Genomic DNA, 22,845 nt, shown 5'->3' with positions numbered 1-22,845 from the left:
GGTAATAGTATTCTTTTGTGTTAATGTAATATGTTATTATATAGCAAATTAACTCATTTTACTTGAATTTAAAATTTAAATATCATTTAACCCTTTTCCTTCAAGAATTTTCGCACTACACTTTTCAATTCTCGAGAGTTTTGTCTTGGATTGTTTAGCTGAAGAGAAGTGTAACAGGTAAGCGCGTTGTCTTCCGGGAGTTAGTTTTTGGAAGGCTTTTCTTAGTGTTGGATCTTTGTCGAGGGCAGATTTAAATTCTTCGATCATTTCAAAATCCTCTGTTTTTTTAAAGCTTACTTTTAGTCCAGCTTTTTCTACTTCGATGGCCTCAAATAAATATTCCTTGATCTTAGATTCTAATTGACGAATCTCATCAACAGTTGTAAACCTCAAATGTCTTGCAGCCTGAGTGTTCTTGGTCTGTTGGATCAGTATGTTATAGGAATCCTTTAATAGAGCACCTTTGGTCAACAGCAGAGCGCAATAATCTTTAAACCCATGTATGAGGACGATATTGGTGTTTTGGTAGGTGTAACATGGCACACCCCATTTTAATTCTTCCTGTAACGTACAATCTAATATAATCCGTCGAAGAAGTCTGTAATGTTCTTGCCATTTGCTCTGTTTTTCAAAAAAGAATTCAACTTTAGGATTCATCGCTTTAGTTTTAATGAGATCTAAATTTCGGTATTTATTTTTATATAATGAACAAAAAAACCTGGTGGCATGCCACCAGGAAAAGTAAAGCGTGATTACTCACTATATCCAATGGCTGATAGGATATCATTTTCGCATTAAAAATGCTTTTTGTCATCCCTAAATTCTGATAGGGATATATATTGTATCAAGTCGGGGTTTAAAAGGCATAGACGGCTGCGATTAAAAAAGACCCCAGACTTGAATTAGGTGCCTGATCCATATCGTAAAAAACATTCTTGGATGCCGTATCGAATCGAAATTCAGGCTTAAAAGTTAGATCTTCAATTTTATAATTTCCAGTTAAGGTAAATGCAAACACATCGGCATCTTGATCTGTTTCTAAAGCAAAAACCCCTACACCTCCTTCAAACTCTTTAAAATATTCACCCCTGAGCCCCATTGAAAAACGCTCTGATGTTGTGAGTTGGGGATATAGTGCAACACCGTAGAAGCCTCCACCATCAGTGGTGTTGTAGGTGGTATTTAATCCCAGATATACCGATGAGCTTAGATCAAATCCGCCAGTGTAATCTATTTGAAATGTTGCCCCATCCAGACCTGTCTGCTGCCCATAAATCAGATTTAAAAATTGTCCCTTGTAGCCCAGTTGAGCTCCAGCTGTATAACTGCCGTCTAAATTAATTTCTGTATAGTCTGTACTGTTCATCACGGCAAACATTAAGCTAAGATCTTCAGAGAGTGTTAGATCCATTTTAATTCCCGTATGGGAGAATGGACCATACGAAAACATATAGGAAGTGGAGTAATTGAAATTCCCGACTGGGGAAATAACCTCGTAGCCAAGAAAGGTGTTGAAATTCCCCATGGTTAATCTCAATTTCTGCGATACATTCCAATAGACGTATAATTGGTTTATAATATTAGAAGACCCTGTAGATAAAAAAACAGCGTCCTCCCCACGTGGACCAAATGCTAAATCAGCTACAAAACCGACTTTTTCTCCTTGATAACTTGCAATGATATTTGCCATTCCTAAGGAAAAACCGCTTCTATTGGCAAAGGCGGTGGCAGGGCTGTTGAAATATGAGTCTTCCTGTTCATCTTGAAAAGCCTCATTAGTACCAGTTAAATTTGTTTTCCAATACACGTCTGCTGATCCATTTAGATTGAATTTTTCGCTGATTTGAGCAGTAGCAAAAAAACATGAGAGCAGCAGGGTGAAAAAGAGTGATTTTCTTACGCAATTTATTACGATGCTTGTTTTCATAATTAAGAGGGTTAATGTGGTTTAGAATTAATAGAGTGTGTTTTGATGTATTTTAACATTGGGTTGAGCAGCGGAGCATACTGTTAATTAATTCTCCGTTCTCTTATCCCACAAAGGATTAAAATGAATTAACGATCTATGGTGAAATCTGGATAAGCGTCCCCATGGTGTTCATGAATATCCAATCCGTCTATTTCCTCCTCCTTGGTCACTCGTAGTCCAATGGTTTTTTTGATGATTAATAGTACAAGGAATGAACTTCCCATAACCCATGCGCTAACACTCAAAACTCCTATGGCTTGTACACCAAGCTGATGGAAGCCGCCTCCGTATAGCAATCCTCCCTCTGTGGCAAAAACCCCAACTAGTAATGTGCCTAGGGCTCCACAAACGCCGTGTACAGCTACCGCTCCGACTGGATCATCGACTTTTAGTTTCTTATCTAAAAATTCGATAGAGAATATGACGGCAATACCACAAATTATTCCGATTATCGCAGCACCGCCTGGACTGACTATTGCGCAACCTGCTGTAACACCTACTAAACCAGCTAAGGCTCCGTTTAAACTCATTGAAATTTCTGGTTTGCCATATCGTACACGTGTTAAAATGATCGCTGTGAGTAGACCTGCTGCTGCGGAGATGTTTGTGTTTACAATTATGGCAGGGACATTAAAGACACTCTCTCCACTGATGGCTAATTCTGAACCCCCGTTAAATCCAAACCATCCCATCCATAGTATGAATATCCCTAGTGCGCCAAACATCATGTTGTGACCTGGGATAGCATTGGACTTTCCTTCAGTATATTTCCCAATTCTGGGACCGACCATAGCGGCCATAACCAATGCAGCACAGCCACCAACTGCATGTACTGCAGTAGAGCCGGCAAAGTCGATAAAGCCAAGGTTAGTCAACCAGCCCTCACCTTGCCATATCCAATGTCCCGATACTGGATAAATTAAAGTGGTTATTATGAACGAAAATAGGATGTATGAAGAAAACTTCGTGCGCTCTGCTATGGCTCCTGACACTATTGTTGCCGTAGTTGTGCAGAACACGGTTTGGAAAAATAAGTTGTGCATATCCTCTCGGACATTATAAAATAACGATGGGGAGCCTATGAAGCCTCCTATGGAGTCACCATACATTAGCGTGTATCCAAAAATCCAGAATGCAAGGGAGCCTATGGCTAGATCCGCTAAATTTTTCATCACGATATTGATGACATTTTTGCTCCTTGTAAATCCAGACTCGACAAGCGTAAAACCTGCCTGCATAAAGAAAACGAGTATTCCAGCGACCATAATCCAAAGAATGTCCATTACAGCGCTTACTTCTATAACATTTGATTCCATAATTTAATTTTTTAAGTTGTTGTTGATTAGTTCAGCGATTCTTGTCCTTTCTCTCGAGTTCTGATTCGATAGGCTTCTAAAACTTCGGATACTACTATTTTGCCATCTCCTACATTGCCGGTATAAGCGGATTTTAGGATGGCTTCAATAGTGCGATCAAGGAATGCGTCTGAAACAACAATGGAGATATAGCGTCTTTGGATGTCTGCGGTACTGTAACTAACCCCGCGATAAACATGGCCTTTCTTTTCGTTACCGACACCTGTGACGTCCCAGTAGCTAAAGAAATTTACTTCTACTTGATGAAGTGCATCTCGCACTTGATCAAATTTTGATTTGCGAATAATTGCTTCTATTTTTTTCATAATTAAAGGTTTTATTTGTTTAAAACTATATTAATTATGGATTGCATGGTAAAAAATAGGGGGTATATTGATAATTTTTATTGTATTAATATTTTTACCCCTATAAAAATAAGGGGTGTATATAAAATAATATTAAATTTTATCAACTTAAATTATAAAAATGAGGAGTTATAATGAAAATGGAGAAGTTTTGGAAAGGTAATTTGATAAAATAGTGAGGGTCGCCCAAGTAAAGAAATATAAACTACCAACCATGCATAGCGATGGATTGGGTTTTAAACCTGAAGCTAGATGAGCAATATCGCAACACATAGCATTCGATTTTTCAACACGGTTTACGGCGCGTCCAAGGGTAGCGATATTGATCGATGCGTTTACATCCGCGTCCATATGGCTTCCACAGTTGTTGCACTTAAAGTGCTTGGCAGTTCGTTTACCAATATGTTTACACACATCGTTAGTTTGCCCTCTAAAGAATAATAACAGATAAATAAATTATGAAGTATACCTTTGGTAAGAAGCTCTATCTGCTGCCCTAACTTAGTTACACACTTAGATAAAATCTACCTGAGATATCAAGGACAGCAGATTTATTGAGTCAAAGCCAGAGAGTATTTAGGGAAAAACCCATTATCACGATGTCAGCCACTCAATACGGAGTATAAAAACAAATATTATGCAAGTATACGGAATTGACCTGTCAATGGAAAAGTTCGATGTAAACTACATCGATGAAAGAGGAAAAGAAATGACCAAAAAAGTGAAGAATAACCTGAGAGCCGGGGTGCTGGTTTAAAGAAATTTAACCAACCATAATCCCGCGACAACGAAAAGGATGCCTAGTACCATGGAGGCAGTGGTGTATGCGAAAAATGATAGGAGATCACCTGCTTTTAAAAACATGGTGTTTTCATAGGTAAAGGTTGAAAATGTGGTAAATCCACCACAGAATCCAATAGCAAGGAATGCTATTTGATTTGAAGATAGGCCATTAGTCTTTATGGAGTAGCCTAATACCACACCGATTAATAAGCTTCCAATACAATTTACAGCTAGAGTGCCAAAAGGAATAGTGCTGCTTTGGTTATTCAGCAGTCGGCTGATTCCGTAACGAAGTAAGCTTCCAGCGCCACCACCGAGGAATATGAGTAAGAGCTGCTTCATGCTAAAGAATTGAAGTTGTTGTATGCTCTTTGCTAGTGTTTAGTATGGGAATGTAAATATCAGTTTCCAAATCTGCCGGATTTGGGTAGTTCTCTGGACATTTGATGTAAATCTCCAACTCATCCCTGTCAGGGTCAATGGTGTATCCTTGTTTTTCTAAACCTTCCATTGCTTTAGCCCAGGCTTCTTTTGAATTAGAATGCGCCCCATAAAGTTTTGTTTTGAAATACCTGCCTGGTGGAATATAACCACAAAGTACAGAGCTTCCTTTAGGTGTAACTATTCTGTCGTTAACTGGAATGGCAGCTGAGACAATTGCAGTTCGTTCATTCGTGTCCCACTCTATAAATCTTATAAAAGGATTTTTAGATGCTGCTATGTTGTTGTGCTCCATAAAAGCACTAACCTCGGTGAATATATGATCAGTAGTCGTGGTGAGTTCATTGAATTTTGAGCTGACAGTCTGATATAAATAAAAACCTCCTCCGTATTCTGTTGGTCCCAAAATATCAATAGTATAACGCTTCATGTTTTGGTCAATTACACTATCTAAATTATGGAGTTCCTTTGAATAATCTCGTTCGTAGTTTTGTTCTCTACTTCGTTTTATTATAGCCAGAAATTTATCTGTAAAGCTAAAACTTCCTTCTACTCCAGCGGTGACAATGATGCCCTCTCCATTGGCAGTAGGGTTAAAAGCCCAAAATCTTCGAGCGGTCTCCTTCTGTGGAGAGTCGTAGTGAATCTCTTGGCTGATGGAGTCTTTTGAATAGTAAGTGGTGAGGACGCTTCCGCTTCCATATATTTTGCTATTCCAACGGCAACTTGCGCTGTCCCCTTTAAAACGGTCGCCATAGGTAATTTGCATTGAAGGATCGTTGAGGTTCCAAACACCCCATTGTGCCCATTTGGTGTAGTCGTCTATATGAGATCGAATTAAAGGTAATGGTGCCTTAATCACGCGAGTCTTAATGATTTTGTAGTCGTCGGGTTGTACAGCAACGTAAATTGCAAGTCCGATGGCTAATATAAGGAGAAGAAAGATTAGATATTTTAAAACTCTCATAAAGGACAATAAAAGAAATTGTTAACAGCTAAAGCACAAAGATAGTACCTTCTCCGTTAAGAATTTAAAATTGCTTTTTTAATTTTCGTGGTACTATATGGCTTTCTTAAAAGCTACATCGTAATCGTTGTCCTTACCCGCCTTGTCTAAAACTTTTGTGCTAGGCTTGTTATAAACAGCCTGTTGCTTTTTAGCTTTGGGTAATTTGTTGACGCTAAATACTAGTAATACCATATTAATTACCAACAAACCAAATAAAATTGAAAAGAAAATCATCATTGCTTAAGTTGATTGCTTTGTGCAAAGGTATGTATTTTAAGTCATAAATTCTCCGTTAGGCGTAAAAAAATTACATTTTGTCAAACTTAAAGGCGATGCCTTTGGAAGAAATTTAGCCTCTTGTTAAGTTTTTCACTAGCAGTAAAAAGGCGATGAAGGCAAGGAATCCGATCAATATCCAAAGGGAACCTTTGTATTGCTTTTTGTGAATTTTTTTATCGCGGGTATAGCTAACAATCATTACGATAATAAATACCACTGCAAATATTCCTGCGAATATCATCTGTCCCTGTGTAAACATACGGCCTTAATTTTTGGCAAATTTAATCAAATTGCATTTAGGAATTCTTAAATTGCTCGTTCTTTTAGTAATATTAAATATATACTGAGTTAGCATGAAGAATAAATTAGCAAGTGTGGAAAAATTTCACAGGGCTTTTGGATTAGGAGTCGCCGATACCCCGCAAGCAACTTTAGAAGGATCCAAAATTGCCCTAAGGCACAATCTTATGGCGGAAGAGAATAATGAGTATTTAGAGGCAGCAACCAATGGTGATCTTGTAGAAGTTGCTGACGCCTTGGGGGATATGTTATATATATTGTGTGGTACGATATTAGAGCACGGTATGCAAGATGTGATAGAAGATGTTTTTACAGAAATTCAATCCAGTAACATGAGTAAATTAGGTGCTGATGGCAAACCTATCTACAGAGAAGATGGTAAGGTCCTAAAGGGGCCAAGCTACTTTAAACCGAATATTAAAAAACACCTGGGCTAGTTATGTAAAATCATCAATAAGATGGACATGTAATGGAATAGGGCGCTATATAAAATAGAAATAGCGGTAAATTCCCTGAGAATCTTACCGCTATTTTTCTAATTATTCTAGTTAGTTCCGATTGGATTAATCCACTTTAACTCTCCAACCGTATTTATCTTCTATAGTATTGTATTGAATCCCAAGTATAGTATCTTTAATTGCCGTAGCATAAGAGTCATTCATACTTGGTAGCTCCCACTTGTCTCCTTGATAACCAAATCCTAAAATTGGATTGATTACGGCAGCTGTGCCACTTCCGAAAATTTCTTTAAGCTCATTGTTGTTAGCAGCTTCGATAAGTTCTGATACTTTTATAGGACGAATATCTACTTTAATTCCCATGTCTTCAGCTACCTGAATTACACTTTTACGTGTAACACCATCTAGTATTCTGTCACTAGTTGGACAGGTGATTAATTTATCACCAATTCTAAAGAACACATTCATTGTTCCAGCTTCCTCTAGGTATTCATGTGTATTTGAATCAGTCCAAATTACTTGTTGAAATCCTTCCTTGTTTGCAAGGCTGGTAGGGTAGAACTGTCCTGCATAGTTTCCTGCTGCTTTAGCAAAACCAAAACCTCCACTTGCTGAACGGCTGTAGTGATCCGCTATTTTTACGCGGACCTCACCGGCATAATACGACTGTGCAGGTGAACAAATAATAATAAATTTATACTCAGCGGAAGGTGAAGCTGAAACTCCAGACTCAGTTGCAATTACAAAAGGTCTAATGTAGAGGCTGTTACCAAATCCTTTTTGGATCCACTGCTTGTCTAATTTTAATAGTTGATGTAAACCTTCAAAGAAATAATCCTCCGGGAATTCTGGCATAGCCAACCTGGCTGAAGATTTATTTATACGATGAAAATTTTCATCTGGTCTAAATAGCCAGACATCGTCTTGGTCATCTTTATAGGCTTTCATTCCTTCAAATACGGCTTGACCGTAATGAAATACCTTAGCCGAAGGGTCCATGGATAGTTTTTGGTAAGGCACAATAGTTGGTGTCTGCCAACTTCCATTTTTAAATTCACAAATAAACATGTGATCAGTAAAAACACTTCCAAAACTCAAGTTGCTGAAATCAACTTCATTAATCTTTGAAGTCTCAGCCTTTTCTATTTTTATATTCACAACTGTATCCTTTTCCATAATGGATCATTATTTTGAGCAAAATTAGCAAAATAACAGATGTAATTACTGATTTGTGATTGTAAAAAATGCCTTAAATTGCGTTTCAATGCTAATTATTAAAATTCCATTACAAATGAGAACGTTATTTTCTATTATTTCGGTTGTTTTATTTCTTACTTCCTGTCAACCCAATAAGCAGCAACAAAAACTTGAAATGGCTGAAAACTTTATCATTTACGGAGATACAATCATAGTTTCTAACAAGACAGATATGACCGATGTAAATGGATTATATGATGAATTAGCAATCGGAGATACTCTGTCTACAAGGATAATCGCCACTGTAACTGAAGTATGTAAAAAGAAGGGGTGTTGGATGAAATTAGATTTAAACCAAAACCAAGAGGTTATGGTCCGATTTAAGGATTACGGATTTTTCGTTCCTGAAGGAATCGTTGGTAAAGAGGTGATTTTAGAAGGGAATGCCTTTGTGGATCAGGTTTCGGTTGAGGATCAACAACACTATGCCAAGGACGGAGGAAAGAGTGAAGCGGAAATAGCGGCAATCACCCAGCCTAAAAATACGTATAGTTTTGTGGCCAATGGAGTGTTGACTAAAAAATAACACGAACTCAACTGATGAAAAGAGAAGTTATTAAGACCAGCGACGGTTCTACGACCATTTATCTCGAACAATGGGAGGAACACTATCATTCTAAACACGGTGCTATACAAGAGGCTTACCATGTTTTTATTAAAAGTGGACTTGCACAATGGCTCAATCAAAACGACTCCAATAGCATACGTATTTTAGAAATAGGATTTGGTACTGGGCTTAATGCCTTTATTAGCTTTTTAGAATGTCAAAAAATGGGACTGCATATCAACTATCACGGGGTCGAAGCCTACCCTGTAAACCCTCAGGAGGTTGCACTTTTGAATTATGTTGAGCAGCTCGATGCCGGGAACTACAAGGAGACATTTATTAGGATGCATCAAGGAGATTGGGATACTGATCTTGATATTGATCCTTTGTTTACACTTCGAAAGAGGAAGCAGTTTTTTGGTAGCATAGATGATCAGCGGGCTTTTGATCTGATTTACTTTGACGCCTTTGGAGCTCGAGTACAACCTGAGCTTTGGGATGTTTCTATGTTTGAACGAATGTACAAGGCTTTGGATAAAAATGGAATTCTGGTTACCTACGCGGCTAAAGGTAGTGTCCGTAGGGCGATGCAAGAGGTAGGATTTCTAATAGAAAAACTTCCTGGCCCCCCAGGGAAACGTGAAATGTTAAGAGCTGTTAAAAAGTAGGACACTTCCGCGCTTACAGTGTTAAATATCTATAATTTATTTGTTAAAGCTTGACTAATCATTGATTTGATCCTCCTTATATTGTCTAATTTTGATCCTAGAATAACAATTCAGACTTAATAATGAAAATTTTAATTGCAGGAGCAAGTGGAATGATCGGGCAACAGATCACTAAGTTGTGTCATCAAAGAGGGGATGTGGTTCACTTTTTGACAACCGACAAGTCTAAACTTTGTAATGATCCTAATTACAAAGGTTTTTATTGGAATCCTGCAAAGAATGAAATTGACCCGAATTGTTTTTCACAAGTAGATGCTATAATCAACCTCGCTGGCGAGAACATTGCAGCCCCATGGACATTGTTTCGAAAAAAGAAAATCCTTAATAGTCGTAAAAGATCGATTGGACTTTTAAACAGAAGTATTCCAAAAAAGCATAAAATTAAGGCTTTTGCGACGGCATCTGCAATAAGTATATACCCACACTCCTTTACCAACTATTATGAAGAAGATGTGACGGAGTACAGCGATGATTTCTTAGGCAGAGTGGTACAAAGTTGGGAGAAAAAGGCATTCCATTTGAAAGAAGATCACAAGTTTCCAGTGGCTATTATACGGACAGGTTTGGTGTTGTCTGAAACCGGTGGAGCCTTGGGGAAAATGAAAGGATTGACCTCTAAGTACCTCGGCGCTGTTATTGGCTCTGGAGAACAGTGGGTGAGTTGGATTCACATACAAGACATCGCAGCCATTTATCTGTTTTGTATAGATAAGCAGTTGGATGGGGTCTTCAATGGTGTCGCTCCTAATCCGGTGTGTAATTCAAAACTAACTCGAGAACTTGCCTGTTTACTTGGTAAACCTTTAATTCTGCCCGCAGTTCCAGTTAAAGTTTTGAAGCTTTTTATAGGAGAACGTGCTTCACTTTTATGCGGTAGCCATAGGGTTAGCGCTAAGAAGATAGAAGAAGAGGGGTATCATTTTCGTTATACCAACTTAAAACCCGCACTATTGGATGTTGTACTGCATGAAAAAAGCCAACTCATAGAAGAATTGGCTTAGTTTAAAAAAAAATAGGTCTATTCTATTTCTTATGCTTTGCTACCTTTTACAGTAATCACAAGTTCAATCTCATCATTGACAAATTTGTCACCAAGGTTATCGAAAACACTTTTAGAACCGTAGTTAACATTCCATTGTGTTCTGTCGATTGTAAATGACTCAGAAGTTAAAGTGATGTTTGATCCTTGCTCAGTATGGCTAACCGGGAAGGATACATTTTTCTTAATGCCTTTAATTGTAAGGTTTCCGCTTAAGGTTGTTATACCGTTTTTCACTTCATTGCCAGTGATTTCAAAGTAAGCAGTAGGGTGCTCAGCAACATTGAAGAAATGATCTTCTTTACCCTCAACTGTACCTTTTAAGTGCGCTTCTAAATCTTCTTTTCCTTCACCTGATTTTAAATCAGTTACAGTGATGGAATTCATGTCGATAAGGAAGTTACCACTTTCAATGACACCACCTTTAGTAGTGATCACTCCAGATTCTATAGCGATAGTGCCAGTGTGGGTTCCTGTTGGTTTAGAACCTTTCCAGTCGATAGTGCTTTGATCTGCGTTAATTTTGTACTTAACAGCCTCAGCTGTTATTTCTGTAGCTGTCGCTGCTTCTTTAGCGGTAGTGTCATTTTTTTTCTCGCTTTTACAAGCAGTAAAAAACACCATACATGCCACTAGGGGTAAGGTAAAGATTGCTTTTTTCATGATTATTCTTATTCTTAGGATTTAGGAGGCAAAAATAGAAATATAAAAGTATTGTTTAGAATTATATTTAGAGTTTATTTTTTGATGACATTTTGACATTTTAATAGAATTGGCAATACTTTTGCAAATTAAAATGAAGATAAATAATATTCAATAGAACAATGTCGAAGAAAGAAGATATAAATAAAGAGTCCATTTCAGACAATGGAGTTGAAAAAGAGCAATTAAATTCTGAAACAGAGGTTGTCGCAGAAGAGGAGGTGCAGAGTGAGTCTGAAAAATTACAAGAAGAATTGGCCTTGGAGAAGGATAAGTTTTTAAGACTTTTTGCAGAATTTGAAAACTACAAGAAGCGAACTGCTAAAGAACGTAACGAGCTGTTTAAGACTGCAGGTCAGGATATCATGTCCTCAATGTTGCCTGTTCTTGATGATTTTGAAAGAGCCTTGTCTGAGATTTCGAAAACAAAGGAAAAGGAGTTGTTTAAAGGTGTTGAGTTGATTCGTCAAAAGATGAAAAATGTTCTGGGTGGTCATGGACTATCAGAAATAGAAACTAAAGCTGGAGACAATTTTGATGCTGAAATTCACGATGCAATTACTCAAATCCCTGCGCCTAGTGCAGATTTAAAAGGGAAAATTGTTGATGTTATTGAAAAGGGGTATACGTTGAGTGATAAGATTATTCGTCATCCAAAGGTTGTCGTAGGGCAACAATAGACGTTTTGTCAGTTTAAACTCTGACACTTTTAATTAACGGAAGGTTAAACTTTCTACACTAGAATTACATGAAGCAAGACTATTACGAAATATTAGGAGTTGACAAAGGCGCAACTGCAGCTGATATTAAAAAGGCATATCGCAAAAAAGCCATTCAATATCACCCGGATAAAAATCCTGGAAATAAGGAGGCTGAAGATATGTTTAAAAAAGCAGCAGAGGCCTATGAGGTTTTAAGTGACCCTGCTAAAAAGCAACGTTACGACCAGTACGGTCATGCAGCCTTTGAAGGCGGCGGCGGTGGATATAGCGGTGGCGGAATGAACATGGATGACATCTTCAGTCAATTTGGTGATATTTTCGGAAGTGCCTTTGGAGGCGGCGGAGGCTTTGGTGGTTTTTCTGGCTTCGGTGGTGGAGCAAGAGGTCACGTTAAGGGAAGTAATCTTCGTATTCGAGTAAAACTTAGCCTTGAAGAGGTCGCCAATGGCGTTGAGAAAAAGGTGAAGGTTCGACGTAAGATACAGGCATCTGGAGTAACTTTTAAAACCTGTCCAACATGTCATGGAACTGGTCAAGTTACCCGTGTTACCAATACCATTTTAGGAAGAATGCAAACTGCAAGCAGCTGTACAAGCTGTGGTGGTCTCGGTCAAATTATCGATAAAAAACCAGCGGATGCTGATGCCCAAGGAATGGTGATCCAAGAAGAGACCGTTTCGATCAAAATACCTGCAGGAGTCGTAGATGGTATGCAACTTAAAGTTACTGGAAAAGGTAATGGAGCTCCAGGAAACAACGGCATAGCGGGGGATCTTCTAGTACTCATAGAGGAACTCGATCACGATACCCTAAAGCGAGAAGGTGATAATTTACATTTCGATTTGTATATAAGTGTAGCTGAGGCTATTCTAGGAACATCTAAAGAAATAGACACAGTCTCTGGTAAAGTACGTATCAAATTAGAAGAAGGGATTCAGTCTGGAAAAATTTTAAGATTGAAAGGCAAAGGGATTCCAAGTATTAATGGTTATGGAAGTGGTGACCTACTAGTGCATATTAATGTGTGGACACCTAAAACCCTAAATAAAGAACAACGCGAATTTTTCGAGAGTATGTTAGGAGATGATAATTTTACACCTCATCCGGAAAAGAGCGATAAATCGTTTTTTGAAAAAGTAAAAGACATGTTTTCTTAATTTAACTTTTGTGTTTTATAAAAAAACATATCTTTGCAATCACACTGGTTCTAACCTAGTGTTAATTTTTTCTTTTTCATAGCAATTTTTTCCCATCCTTGATATTTTTTAAGGGTGGGTTTTTATTTTTGTGAAAGTATATTCAACTTAAACCCGCTATACATGCCGAACTTATTGGTTGCCGAAAACGTTTCTAAGTCTTATGGTAACTTTACTGCGCTTAATAATGTCTCATTAGAAATCCCTAAAGGCTCCATTTTTGGTCTCTTAGGACCTAACGGTGCTGGTAAAACAACCTTGATACGGATTATAAATCAAATTACTTATCCAGATAGTGGTAGGGTTCTTTTTGACAATATGCCTTTGAGCCAAAAGCATATTCAGTCCATTGGCTATTTACCGGAAGAACGAGGCTTGTACAAAAGTATGAAGGTAGGGGAACAGGCTCTTTACCTAGCACAACTCAAAGGAATGTCCAAATCACAAGCTAAAGAGAAGTTACATTATTGGTTTGACAGATTGGAAATAGGGCACTGGTGGGATAAGAAAATACAAGAGTTATCCAAAGGGATGGCACAGAAAATACAATTTGTGGTCACGGTACTTCACGAGCCGCAATTGTTAATCTTTGATGAGCCATTTAGTGGCTTTGATCCGATTAACGCTAACTTGATTAAGGATGAAATTTTAAGGCTGAATAAACAAGGGACTACCATAATTTTCTCTACCCACCGTATGGAATCGGTAGAAGAACTTTGCGATCAAATAGCACTCATTGATCGTTCAAACAAAATCTTAGATGGTAAACTAGTCGATATTAAACGAAGTTTTAAAAACGGTACGTTTGAAATCGGAATTCACTGTAAAAATCAACTTCAGTTAGAAGGACAACTCGCGCAGCGGTATAGTATAAGCCCTGGTGAATTTAAGTCTTTTGACGGTGCTTCGAGCTTGCGTGTAAAGCTCAATGAGAAGGATTCTCCCAATGATTTGCTACATTATTTAACCAGCCTAGGTACGGTAAGTCATTTTGTAGAGGTTGTGCCTACTGTTAATGAAATATTTATTGAATTTGTAAAGGACAACTTAAATGGATAAGCTCTTATTGATTATTAAACGAGAATATTTGGCTAAAGTTAGAAACAAGTCATTTATTGTGCTCACTGTTCTTAGCCCTGTTATAATTGTAGGGATGATCGCACTTATCGTTTACTTGGCTAAAGTAAATAGTGACGAAAAACGAGTGATTGCCGTCCTGGATGAAAGCCCTTTTTTCGATTATCAGTTTGAGAATAGTATACAGGTGAATTATGTTCACTTTGAGGGTATACAGCTTCAAGCTGCACTGGACTCCGTCTCTCAGCTGGGGCTATATGGGTTGCTCTATATTCCTCAAGGGAATAGGATAGAAAATGTTGCAGATCAAATTACTTTTTATACCAAAGTGTCTCCAGGATTGGAGTTACTGTCGGTAATGGAACAAAAGATTCAGCATCGGGTACGCGATGAAAAACTAAAAGAACTCAAAATTTCAACGCAGGGTATAGAAGACCTCAATCAGAGGTTTGAAATGAATATCGTGAATTTTAGTGGTGAAAAAAATGTAAAAGGAATCTCTGAATTAAAGGCTGTGATCGGTGGAGGGTTTGGGTATTTAATAATGATGTTTATCATCATCTATGGCGCCTTTGTCATGCGTAGTGTGATAGAAGAAAAAACCTCAAGAATTATTGAAGTGATTATTTCGTCTGTGAAGCCATTTCAATTGATGTTAGGTAAAATCATAGGGACTTCGCTTGCCGGGATCACTCAATTTGTGATCTGGATTATATCAGCGGGATTACTGTCTTATCTGGTCTTATCATTTATGGGGATTGAGTTTGATGTTATTAATCACCAAGCTAATATTTCTACAGGTGCTTTAGAAACTTTTGAAGCCTCCGCATCTAAAGATACCTTGCAATTGTATATTAATGAATTGGTACAAATTCCTTGGCTCACTCTAATACTTTGTTTTATGTTGTACTTTTCATTGGGCTATCTAATTTACAGCTCAATATATGCAGCTATTGGAGCTGCGGTTGACAATGAAACTGACACCCAGCAATTTGTGTTTCCAGTGATTACCCCTCTAATGCTAGCCATATACGTAGGATTTATTTCTGTTTTTGACAATCCTAATGGACCTATCGCAGTTGGATTTTCGCTGTTCCCTTTGACCTCTCCTATAGTGATGATGATGCGCTTGCCTAATGGAATCGGAGATGGTGGTGTGCCTTTGTGGCAACTCATTACTTCCATTGTAATTTTAATGGTTACGTTCTTGCTTATTGTATGGTTGGCAGCTAAAATATATAGAGTGGGTATCCTTATGTACGGTAAAAAACCATCTTATAAGGAGTTATACAAATGGCTTAGATATTAGAAGTTGTTGGTTAAATTGGACTTCGACTGATTTGTTGTGATGAATTTGAAAAAAATGCTAACTTCGTAAGAATTGAAATATTAAATTATACGCATGTCAAAGATATTAGTGGTAGAAGATGAAGCTGCGATTCGTAGAGTACTTATAAAAATATTATCTGAGGAGAATGATTCCTATCAGCTCAATGAAGCCGAAGATGGCCTTGGGGCTATGGATCTGATAAAAAAGGAGGATTTTGATTTGGTAATTTGTGATATCAAAATGCCAAAAATGGATGGTGTAGAGGTGCTTCAAGCTTCAAAGAAAATCAAGCCGGAGCTTCCCTTTGTAATGATTTCTGGACACGGGGACTTAGAAACCGCTGTCAATACCATGCGCTATGGGGCCTATGATTATATTTCTAAACCACCAGATCTGAATCGCTTATTGAACACTGTTCGAAACGCCTTGGATAGAAACGCCTTGGTGAGTGAGAACAAAAGACTGAAAAAGAAGGTCAGTAAAAATTATGAGATGATCGGTGATAGCAGTGAGATTTCTTTTATTATCGACATGATAGAAAAGGTAGCACCCACTGAAGCCAGAGTAATGATTACAGGTCCTAATGGTACCGGTAAAGAACTCGTAGCACACTGGATTCACGAAAAGAGTGAACGCTCTAATAAACCTATGATCGAGGTGAATTGCGCGGCTATTCCGTCTGAACTTATAGAAAGTGAACTATTTGGTCACATCAAAGGGGCTTTTACCTCTGCCGTTAAGGATAGGGCAGGAAAATTCGAGGCTGCTAATGGAGGTACTTTATTCTTAGACGAAATTGGTGATATGAGCTTATCAGCACAAGCCAAGGTTCTAAGAGCGTTACAGGAAAACAAAATATCCCGAGTTGGAAGCGACAAGGATATCAGTGTTAATGTGCGGGTTATTGCAGCGACCAACAAGGATTTAAAGAAAGAAATTGCCGCAGGTACATTTAGGGAGGATCTCTACCACAGATTAGCCGTTATCTTAATTGATGTTCCTTCTTTAAATGATAGAAGGGATGACATTCCTTTACTAATAGAACACTTCGCTAAAAAAATTGCTGAAGAGCAGGGGAGTATTCCCAAAGTTTTCAATGATAAAGCCGTCAGTTTGCTTCAAGAGTATGATTGGACCGGAAATATCCGAGAACTTAGAAATGTAGTTGAAAGACTTATTATCCTAGGAGGTGCAGAAATTAACGAGCAGGAAGTAAAACTATTTGCTAAAAAATAATAATATGCAGATTACCCATTTTGTGTAGGTTGTACACAATGATCTTAAGTGGGAAATATGTAGGTATAATTATGATTATGCTGTCAATGGATAGCACCGTTCAAGTTCTGAGGCAATGGCGCTCCTCCAACCTCTAGCATGAAAAGTCAAAAACAGGCCATAGAGTTTCTAGCCTAAAACACTTTAGGTTGGAAACTCAGCCAGCTCTTAACTATAGTTCAGTTTGGGAACATTGCTTTAATGCTTCCAGTAGTTTTTCTTGAGTTCGAATGGTGAGCTGAAGGTAGTGACTTCTGGTCTGTGCTAGGTTTTCTGAATTTAGCACAGCATCCTCACGAGAATAGCCGCCATTTAATACATCATCAAGATTCAAGCAGCCAAAGCTTTTAAAAAGTAGTTTATAATTTTTTTCTAGGTCGAATAGTTTTTGCTCGGCCAAATGCTTAAGTTTTATTTGTTGCTCGAGTTCCAACTGTCTATTAACTCTTGCTTGTTCTGCTAATTGTCGTTGTTTCGCGATTTTTTCTTCCAGTAATTGTTGCTGTTCGAGCAGGCGTTGTTTCTCAAGCTCTAACTGTTTTTGTTGTTCCAAGTAATTGGTTGATTCACCAGAGTCGTTGGTTGTAGATATTGCCACCTCAGGCGAATAATCAACGGAAGTTGCTGCACCACCGCTGGTACATATGTCCAATTTAGTCATTAAGGTTTGCAAATACTCATAGGCATGTTGAGCATAGAACCTTCCGGCTTCCCAGTCTGCTGGATCCTTAGACTGCGCGAGGTTGTCTAATCCATCTAGGATGGGAGGGATGGCATCTGAACACCCACAACTTTCTACCAAGGATTTTGCTTTTTCTAAAGCTTCTAGCGCTCTGTCAGCATAATATTTTTGGTGATCAAAGTTGTTTGAGCTTAATGATTTTTTAGTGTGAGCAAGGGCGTACGTTGCTTGCGAATATGCCGAACTGCATTGGGCGTTAGAGTACTGTGCTATAAAAATCAGGAGGAAAAACAGCGCTGTTTTCTTCATAGTATGATGTAATTAAGTTCAATTATTTTGGGTGAAACAATAATACAACTTAAATTGTAATTCGAAAAACCTTTGTGGTGAACGTCTCTCATTTAGTGGCTAAAGTTAGCTTTCAAAGGGTAAAGTCGTTTTTGTTGCAAAAGGTGAATTAAACGCGCAATCTTTTTAAATTTGATAGGATATGGATAAAATTAAAACTTCGGATTATAGAGTAGATAAGGCTGTTAAGCTTAAAGATACTGCTACCTTAACCATGTTAAGCAGTACAGAAGATAAATTGAAAGAGCGTTTGCGAGACACTCGAGACAAGCTTAGCAAGTTACAGGACGTCTTCTATGCGCATAACAAGTACAGCGTGTTAATTTGCTTGCAAGGAATGGATACTGCTGGGAAGGATAGCTTAATTCGAGAGGTATTCCAAGACTTTAATTCAAGGGGGGTTGTGGTTCACAGTTTTAAAACACCCACCTTTAAAGAAAAGCAACACGATTATCTTTGGCGCCATTATTTGGCACTTCCTGACCGTGGAAAATTTGGTGTTTTTAACCGCACCCATTATGAGAATGTACTGGTTACAAGGGTACACCCGGAATATATCGTAGGTGAAAATATACCAGGAATAAACAGTATTGAAGATATTGATGATAAATTTTGGGAATCCCGATTTGAACACATAAATAATTTTGAAAAACACCTCGTGGCCAATGGGACGATCATTTTTAAATTCTTCCTTCACCTTTCAAAAGATGAACAAAAAAATCGATTGTTAAGGCGCTTGACTCGCCAGGATAAGAATTGGAAATTTTCCCCTGGCGATTTAGATGAAAGAGAGTTGTGGGATCAATATCAAAATTGCTATGAGCAGGCCATTAATAAAACCTCCAACAAAGATGCACCATGGTATATTATTCCATCGGATAATAAAAAAGCCGCGCGGGCTATTGTCGCTGACATTCTTTATGATGAATTAAAAACGATAAAGGAGGTGCAATACCCGACACTTGATCCGAGTATTAAATCACAGATAGAACACTACAAAAAAATATTAAATGAAGAGTAGTTTTATTAAACTTAGTAGTATCAAAATTGCTCTTTATTTGTGTTTTATGGGAAGTGTTCTTTTTGGATATGCTCAAAAAACAGATACCTCCGCTTTTTGATTTTATAAAACGGAGCGTAAAACCCATCCATCGTTTTTAAGTGGATGGGATGTAAGCGACTGACCCTAATTGAGAATATACGTACCAATAGTATCATAAGAAGCCTCACCGATTGAGCAAACAAAATAACCATCTGACCAAAATAGATGCTGATACCACTATTGCTTACCAAGTGTAGCAGGATGTAATAACCAAATTTGACGAGTAGATTCTTGTTTTAACCTACGGACAATTTGAGCAATAGACAAACGAGCAATGTAACGGATCAGAAAATGAATGTGGTCAATATCGCTCTCAAATACTTCAATTTCAAAATCAGAGCCATCAGTAATAGATTGAAAGATGCGTTTAATATCAGTATTTAACGGACCGACAAGTAACTTTTTGCGATATTTACAAATAATTACTATTTTTCCATAAGTGAAAACAATACATAAGACATATCGCTTTGCACTAATTCCAAATCAGGAACAACAAATCCTATTAAGCAAACATTTTGGATGTGTTAGATGGGCTTATAATCACTTTCTAAATGAGAGAAAGGAACAGTATGAGTTGCGTAAGAAATCAGACAATTACTATGCACAGGCAAAGACATTGACTGAAATTAAAAAGTAAGAAGAAACGATATGGCTGAAAGAAGTAAACAGTCAAACACTGCAATTTGCTTTAAGATGCTTAGATACTGCATACCTAAACTTTTTCCGTGGCAATGCTAAGTTTCCACGCTTTAAAAGCAGGAGAGCTAAAAATACATTCACTGTTCCACAATCTGTAACAGTTGAAAAAGACTTATTGTATATTCCAAAATTCAAAGATGGAATTAAGGTCAATCTTCACAGAGAAATAAAAGGAGAAGTAAAAGGTTGCACCATTAGCAAAACACCAACAGGTAAATATTTTGTTTCAATACTTTGTAAAACCCAATATGCACCGAAACAAAAAACAGGTAAAGCAGTTGGAATAGATTTAGGCTTGAAAGATTTTGTAATTACTTCGGATGGAATTAAATTTAAAAATAATCGTTACACAAAACACCATGAACGTGCTTTAGCAAAGGCACAAAAACACCTTTCTCGTAAAACAAAAGGCAGTAATCGGTATGAAAACCAAAGACTGAAAGTTGCCTTGTTACATGAGAAAACAGCCAATTCAAGATGAGATAATTTACACAAAGTAAGTTCTCAAATCATTTCTGATAATGATGTAATTTGTTTAGAAGATTTACACATAAAAGGAATGATTAAAAATCATAAACTTGCAAAACATATCGCAGATGCAAGCTGGGGAAACTTTGTAAGATTGTTGGAATACAAAGCAGAATGGAATGCTAAGCAACTAGTAAAAATAAACCGCTTCTTTCCCTCTTCTAAAACCTGTAATTCTTGTGGTTGGATAAATCAAAACTTAAACCTTTCTGAAAGAGAATGGACTTGCAAATGTGGAGTAATCCATGATAGGGATTATAACGCTGCAATAAATATCTTGAAAGAAGGAAAGAAAATAATCGGGGCGGGACTCTCCGATAACACTCTTCGAGGCTCAAATCAGACTTCTGCAAAGAGGCGCAAGCCGTTGAAAAGAGAAGCCCATCCCATCAGCTTTGCTGTGGTTGGGTAGTCCACGAATGAAGAAAACGGATTAAGAGGTGGTACCGAATATGCGGAGCAGGCAAACAAGGCAGGTGAACACCACATTTTCGCCCTTGAAAGTGACGCTGGAGGTTTTACGCCTAGAGGATTTTCCATCGACAGCGATCAGGCTAATTTTTAGCAAATTAGTTCATGGAGATCACTGTTTAAACCCTATCTAATTCACTATTTTGAACAAGGTGGAAGTGGTGCAGATATAGGGCCATTAAAAGAGTTAGGTACTGTACTTGCGGGTTTGCGTCCAGATTCGCAACGGTATTTCGATCATCACCATTCTGACAATGATACTTTCGAACATATCAACAAAAGAGAGTTAGAACTTGGGGCAGCTACCATGGCTTCACTTGTCTATCTCATCGATACATACGGTATCGTTGAACACTAATATATAAATGCAGCGAATGGATAATTGCTGTGAATTGTTTTGCTTTATAGCTACTGTAGGTGTTAAATTCGCAACATTTTTGCTCGGTCTTGAGAAAATTCATGATTTCTTGAGTATGCAAATTGCAAATAAGTTTATCTTCGCAACCTAACTTAAACTTAAATTTATTGGCATGGCAATTATTACTTTTGTTGGTTTTACGCTGTTAGTAGCAGTAATAGCTTATTTTGCTACACGAAAAACAAATGAAAAATCCTCTGATGGTTACTTTCTTGGAGGACGAAGCTTAACTGCAGGTGTCGTTGCTGGTTCACTATTGTTAACTAACCTTTCTACTGAACAAATTGTCGGACTTAATGGACAGGCATTCTCCGAAGGTCTTTCCGTAATGGCATGGGAAACATTAGCCGCGATTTCTATTGTAATTGCCGCGATTTTCTTGTTACCTAGGTATTTAAAAGGAGGGCTGACCACAGTTCCTCAATTTTTAGAAATCAGGTATGACAAAACGACCAAGTCCATTGCCTCAGGCTTGTTTTTATTAGGGTATGTGGTAATTCTTTTGCCAATCGTATTATACTCTGGATCTATTGCGATTTCTGATATGTTTGATATCCCAATGTTATTGGGTGTTTCACATGAGGTATCTATCTGGATTTGTGTATGGGGTATTGGTATTATAGGATCTATTTATGCTATATTCGGCGGTCTAAAGGCGGTTGCTATTTCAGATACAGTTAACGCCATAGGATTACTTATAGGTGGATTAATGATCCCTGTATTTGGATTAATGGCCATAGGTGATGGATCGGTAACCGAAGGGATCACAACATTGATGAGAGAGGCTCCGGAGAAATTTCATTCCATGGGTAAACCTACCAACTCAGTACCCTTTAGTACAATATTTACCGGTATGATGTTGGTACAGCTTTTTTACTGGGGAACGAACCAGGCTATTATTCAACGTGCCTTGGCGGCAAAGAATCTAAAAGAAGGTCAAAAAGGACTTTTACTGGCCGCATTTTTTAAGATTTTAGGTCCGCTAATTGTGGTACTTCCCGGGATTATCGCGTATTATCTTTTAGGTAATGAGATTGACACTCCGGATAGAGCATATGCTTTGTTGGTTAATGCTGTATTGCCTAAAGTATTTTTAGGATTCTTTGCTGCAGTTTTATTTGGTGCAATTTTAAGTTCCTTTAACAGTGCTCTTAATAGTTCGGTCACTTTATTTTCGATAGATTTTTATTCCGAATATATTAAAAAGGATGCCTCCGAACTTGATATCATTCGAAAAGGAAAATACTTTGGGATTGTACTTGCCATACTTTCAATGTTGATTGCACCTTTAATTGCCAGAGCTCCTCAGGGTTTATTTGGATATCTTCAAGAGGTCAACGGTTGTTATAGTATTCCGATTTTAACTATTATCGCAGTCGGGTATTTAACCAAAAGAGTTCCTGCATTAGCTGCGAAAGTGGGTATTCTTTCAGGAAGTTTACTCTATATCATTAGCCAATTCATCATTAAACCCATTATGACTAATAATGCTGTTGAGGCTGCAATGGCTTCGGGTGTTACTGACACTACGGAATTAGCACTAGTAGAATCTCAAGCTTATCCACATTATTTACACGTGATGGCAATTCTATTTGTTGCAAACATTATAATTATGCTTGTTATTGGAAAACTTTATCCTAGAAAAACAGAATTTGTTCTAGAGTATACAGAGAAAGTAAGTATTGAACCTTATAAGTATTTAATTCCTGTCGGATTGACTATCTGTGCAATAGTAATTGGAATTTACTGGTACTTTGCCTAACAA

At 37.7% G+C, this 22,845-nt stretch carries 22 protein-coding genes and 3 pseudogenes; 14 read left to right on the top strand and 11 right to left on the bottom strand.

What is annotated here, in order from left to right:
* Positions 1–75 precede the first annotated feature (75 nt).
* From ACN0TV_RS04210 to ACN0TV_RS04180, 7 genes are all read right to left on the bottom strand, one after another.
* Entirely contained in the window at positions 76–657 is a 582-nt protein-coding gene (locus tag ACN0TV_RS04210) for a YdeI/OmpD-associated family protein (protein ID WP_417360433.1), read from the bottom strand.
* Between the two features lie 199 nt (positions 658–856).
* Entirely contained in the window at positions 857–1,927 is a 1,071-nt protein-coding gene (locus tag ACN0TV_RS04205) for an outer membrane beta-barrel protein (RefSeq protein WP_417360431.1), read from the bottom strand.
* Between the two features lie 128 nt (positions 1,928–2,055).
* Positions 2,056–3,285 carry an ammonium transporter gene (locus ACN0TV_RS04200; protein WP_417360429.1) on the bottom strand — a complete coding sequence of 410 codons (1,230 nt, stop codon included), beginning with the start codon at positions 3,283–3,285 and terminating at the stop codon, positions 2,056–2,058.
* 26 nt (positions 3,286–3,311) lie between these two features.
* Complete coding sequence (locus ACN0TV_RS04195) at positions 3,312–3,650, bottom strand: P-II family nitrogen regulator (RefSeq protein ID WP_417360427.1); 339 nt, start codon at positions 3,648–3,650, stop codon at positions 3,312–3,314.
* A gap of 168 nt (positions 3,651–3,818) precedes the next feature.
* Positions 3,819–4,103, bottom strand: coding sequence for a zinc ribbon domain-containing protein (locus ACN0TV_RS04190; RefSeq protein WP_417360425.1), 285 nt, complete (start codon positions 4,101–4,103; stop codon positions 3,819–3,821).
* 339 nt (positions 4,104–4,442) lie between these two features.
* Positions 4,443–4,814 carry a fluoride efflux transporter CrcB gene (gene crcB, locus ACN0TV_RS04185; protein WP_417360423.1) on the bottom strand — a complete coding sequence of 124 codons (372 nt, stop codon included), beginning with the start codon at positions 4,812–4,814 and terminating at the stop codon, positions 4,443–4,445.
* 1 nt (position 4,815) lies between these two features.
* Positions 4,816–5,880, bottom strand: a complete 1,065-nt coding sequence (locus tag ACN0TV_RS04180; RefSeq protein ID WP_417360421.1) for a GyrI-like domain-containing protein — start codon at positions 5,878–5,880, stop codon at positions 4,816–4,818.
* A gap of 674 nt (positions 5,881–6,554) precedes the next feature.
* On the opposite strand from ACN0TV_RS04180, the gene ACN0TV_RS04175 reads away from it, so the two are divergent.
* Complete coding sequence (locus ACN0TV_RS04175; RefSeq protein ID WP_417360419.1) at positions 6,555–6,938, top strand: hypothetical protein; 384 nt, start codon at positions 6,555–6,557, stop codon at positions 6,936–6,938.
* Positions 6,939–7,064: 126 nt separating this feature from the next.
* Here ACN0TV_RS04175 and ACN0TV_RS04170 read toward each other — a convergent pair whose 3' ends face one another.
* Positions 7,065–8,135: a branched-chain amino acid aminotransferase gene (locus tag ACN0TV_RS04170; protein ID WP_417360417.1), complete on the bottom strand. Its 1,071-nt coding sequence runs from the start codon at positions 8,133–8,135 to the stop codon at positions 7,065–7,067.
* Positions 8,136–8,250: 115 nt separating this feature from the next.
* Between ACN0TV_RS04170 and ACN0TV_RS04165 the strand changes: the two genes are divergently transcribed.
* The 3 genes from ACN0TV_RS04165 to ACN0TV_RS04155 all read left to right on the top strand — a co-directional run bounded on the left by ACN0TV_RS04165 (position 8,251) and on the right by ACN0TV_RS04155 (position 10,492).
* Positions 8,251–8,742 carry a DUF4920 domain-containing protein gene (locus tag ACN0TV_RS04165; protein ID WP_417360415.1) on the top strand — a complete coding sequence of 164 codons (492 nt, stop codon included), beginning with the start codon at positions 8,251–8,253 and terminating at the stop codon, positions 8,740–8,742.
* A 14-nt stretch (positions 8,743–8,756) separates the two neighbouring features.
* Complete coding sequence (gene mnmD, locus ACN0TV_RS04160) at positions 8,757–9,431, top strand: tRNA (5-methylaminomethyl-2-thiouridine)(34)-methyltransferase MnmD (RefSeq protein ID WP_417360413.1); 675 nt, start codon at positions 8,757–8,759, stop codon at positions 9,429–9,431.
* Positions 9,432–9,553: 122 nt separating this feature from the next.
* Positions 9,554–10,492 (top strand): TIGR01777 family oxidoreductase, encoded by a 939-nt coding sequence (locus ACN0TV_RS04155; RefSeq protein WP_417360411.1) that lies wholly within the window; start codon positions 9,554–9,556, stop codon positions 10,490–10,492.
* Between the two features lie 29 nt (positions 10,493–10,521).
* Here ACN0TV_RS04155 and ACN0TV_RS04150 read toward each other — a convergent pair whose 3' ends face one another.
* Positions 10,522–11,193: a YceI family protein gene (locus ACN0TV_RS04150; protein ID WP_417360409.1), complete on the bottom strand. Its 672-nt coding sequence runs from the start codon at positions 11,191–11,193 to the stop codon at positions 10,522–10,524.
* Between the two features lie 161 nt (positions 11,194–11,354).
* Between ACN0TV_RS04150 and ACN0TV_RS04145 the strand changes: the two genes are divergently transcribed.
* From ACN0TV_RS04145 to ACN0TV_RS04125, 5 genes are all read left to right on the top strand, one after another.
* A complete protein-coding gene (locus ACN0TV_RS04145; RefSeq protein WP_417360407.1) occupies positions 11,355–11,912 on the top strand; it encodes a nucleotide exchange factor GrpE in 558 nt (185 codons plus the stop codon).
* 68 nt (positions 11,913–11,980) lie between these two features.
* On the top strand, positions 11,981–13,111 hold the full coding sequence (dnaJ, locus tag ACN0TV_RS04140; protein ID WP_417360405.1) for a molecular chaperone DnaJ: 1,131 nt from the start codon (positions 11,981–11,983) through the stop codon (positions 13,109–13,111).
* 162 nt (positions 13,112–13,273) lie between these two features.
* Positions 13,274–14,209, top strand: coding sequence for an ABC transporter ATP-binding protein (locus tag ACN0TV_RS04135; protein WP_417360403.1), 936 nt, complete (start codon positions 13,274–13,276; stop codon positions 14,207–14,209).
* Positions 14,202–15,536: an ABC transporter permease gene (locus tag ACN0TV_RS04130; protein WP_417360401.1), complete on the top strand. Its 1,335-nt coding sequence runs from the start codon at positions 14,202–14,204 to the stop codon at positions 15,534–15,536. Before ACN0TV_RS04135 ends, ACN0TV_RS04130 begins: the two co-directional genes overlap by 8 nt.
* 93 nt (positions 15,537–15,629) lie before the next feature.
* The gene (locus ACN0TV_RS04125) at positions 15,630–16,793 is read left to right on the top strand and encodes a sigma-54-dependent transcriptional regulator (RefSeq protein WP_417360400.1); all 1,164 of its coding nucleotides are present in this window, start codon (positions 15,630–15,632) and stop codon (positions 16,791–16,793) included.
* Positions 16,794–17,004: 211 nt separating this feature from the next.
* Here the strand turns inward: ACN0TV_RS04125 and ACN0TV_RS04120 are convergent, their stop codons facing one another.
* Positions 17,005–17,823, bottom strand: coding sequence for a hypothetical protein (locus ACN0TV_RS04120; protein WP_417360398.1), 819 nt, complete (start codon positions 17,821–17,823; stop codon positions 17,005–17,007).
* A 181-nt stretch (positions 17,824–18,004) separates the two neighbouring features.
* Between ACN0TV_RS04120 and ACN0TV_RS04115 the strand changes: the two genes are divergently transcribed.
* Complete coding sequence (locus ACN0TV_RS04115) at positions 18,005–18,883, top strand: PPK2 family polyphosphate kinase (RefSeq protein WP_417360396.1); 879 nt, start codon at positions 18,005–18,007, stop codon at positions 18,881–18,883.
* Between the two features lie 165 nt (positions 18,884–19,048).
* On the opposite strand, the pseudogene tnpA reads toward ACN0TV_RS04115, so the two are convergent.
* A pseudogene (tnpA, locus tag ACN0TV_RS04110) lies at positions 19,049–19,384 on the bottom strand (IS200/IS605 family transposase).
* A gap of 19 nt (positions 19,385–19,403) precedes the next feature.
* Here tnpA and ACN0TV_RS04105 point away from each other — a divergent pair.
* The 4 genes and pseudogenes from ACN0TV_RS04105 to ACN0TV_RS04090 all read left to right on the top strand — a co-directional run bounded on the left by ACN0TV_RS04105 (position 19,404) and on the right by ACN0TV_RS04090 (position 22,842).
* Complete coding sequence (locus ACN0TV_RS04105) at positions 19,404–19,601, top strand: helix-turn-helix domain-containing protein (protein WP_417360394.1); 198 nt, start codon at positions 19,404–19,406, stop codon at positions 19,599–19,601.
* 9 nt (positions 19,602–19,610) lie between these two features.
* Positions 19,611–20,603, top strand: a pseudogene (locus ACN0TV_RS04100) (RNA-guided endonuclease TnpB family protein).
* A gap of 6 nt (positions 20,604–20,609) precedes the next feature.
* A pseudogene (locus ACN0TV_RS04095) lies at positions 20,610–21,020 on the top strand (M28 family peptidase); the annotation flags it as partial.
* 172 nt (positions 21,021–21,192) lie between these two features.
* Positions 21,193–22,842: a solute:sodium symporter family transporter gene (locus tag ACN0TV_RS04090; RefSeq protein ID WP_417360392.1), complete on the top strand. Its 1,650-nt coding sequence runs from the start codon at positions 21,193–21,195 to the stop codon at positions 22,840–22,842.
* Positions 22,843–22,845 lie beyond the last annotated feature (3 nt).

The sequence above is a fragment of the Galbibacter sp. genome (assembly GCF_048266365.1).
Lineage (GTDB): Bacteria > Bacteroidota > Bacteroidia > Flavobacteriales > Flavobacteriaceae > Galbibacter.
This window is presented reverse-complemented; position numbering and strand designations above follow the sequence as displayed.

Bases quoted from the DNA above. Each gene is read 5' to 3' on its own strand.
- ACN0TV_RS04210 (WP_417360433.1), bottom strand. From the start codon at position 657: ATGAATCCTAAAGTTGAATTCTTTTTTGAAAAACAGAGCAAATGGCAA.
- ACN0TV_RS04205 (WP_417360431.1), bottom strand. From the start codon at position 1,927: ATGAAAACAAGCATCGTAATAAATTGCGTAAGAAAATCACTCTTTTTC.
- ACN0TV_RS04200 (WP_417360429.1), bottom strand. From the start codon at position 3,285: ATGGAATCAAATGTTATAGAAGTAAGCGCTGTAATGGACATTCTTTGG.
- ACN0TV_RS04195 (WP_417360427.1), bottom strand. From the start codon at position 3,650: ATGAAAAAAATAGAAGCAATTATTCGCAAATCAAAATTTGATCAAGTG.
- crcB (WP_417360423.1), bottom strand. From the start codon at position 4,814: ATGAAGCAGCTCTTACTCATATTCCTCGGTGGTGGCGCTGGAAGCTTA.
- ACN0TV_RS04180 (WP_417360421.1), bottom strand. From the start codon at position 5,880: ATGAGAGTTTTAAAATATCTAATCTTTCTTCTCCTTATATTAGCCATC.
- ACN0TV_RS04175 (WP_417360419.1), top strand. From the start codon at position 6,555: ATGAAGAATAAATTAGCAAGTGTGGAAAAATTTCACAGGGCTTTTGGA.
- ACN0TV_RS04170 (WP_417360417.1), bottom strand. From the start codon at position 8,135: ATGGAAAAGGATACAGTTGTGAATATAAAAATAGAAAAGGCTGAGACT.
- ACN0TV_RS04165 (WP_417360415.1), top strand. From the start codon at position 8,251: ATGAGAACGTTATTTTCTATTATTTCGGTTGTTTTATTTCTTACTTCC.
- mnmD (WP_417360413.1), top strand. From the start codon at position 8,757: ATGAAAAGAGAAGTTATTAAGACCAGCGACGGTTCTACGACCATTTAT.
- ACN0TV_RS04155 (WP_417360411.1), top strand. From the start codon at position 9,554: ATGAAAATTTTAATTGCAGGAGCAAGTGGAATGATCGGGCAACAGATC.
- ACN0TV_RS04150 (WP_417360409.1), bottom strand. From the start codon at position 11,193: ATGAAAAAAGCAATCTTTACCTTACCCCTAGTGGCATGTATGGTGTTT.
- ACN0TV_RS04145 (WP_417360407.1), top strand. From the start codon at position 11,355: ATGTCGAAGAAAGAAGATATAAATAAAGAGTCCATTTCAGACAATGGA.
- dnaJ (WP_417360405.1), top strand. From the start codon at position 11,981: ATGAAGCAAGACTATTACGAAATATTAGGAGTTGACAAAGGCGCAACT.
- ACN0TV_RS04135 (WP_417360403.1), top strand. From the start codon at position 13,274: ATGCCGAACTTATTGGTTGCCGAAAACGTTTCTAAGTCTTATGGTAAC.
- ACN0TV_RS04130 (WP_417360401.1), top strand. From the start codon at position 14,202: ATGGATAAGCTCTTATTGATTATTAAACGAGAATATTTGGCTAAAGTT.
- ACN0TV_RS04125 (WP_417360400.1), top strand. From the start codon at position 15,630: ATGTCAAAGATATTAGTGGTAGAAGATGAAGCTGCGATTCGTAGAGTA.
- ACN0TV_RS04120 (WP_417360398.1), bottom strand. From the start codon at position 17,823: ATGAAGAAAACAGCGCTGTTTTTCCTCCTGATTTTTATAGCACAGTAC.
- ACN0TV_RS04115 (WP_417360396.1), top strand. From the start codon at position 18,005: ATGGATAAAATTAAAACTTCGGATTATAGAGTAGATAAGGCTGTTAAG.
- ACN0TV_RS04090 (WP_417360392.1), top strand. From the start codon at position 21,193: ATGGCAATTATTACTTTTGTTGGTTTTACGCTGTTAGTAGCAGTAATA.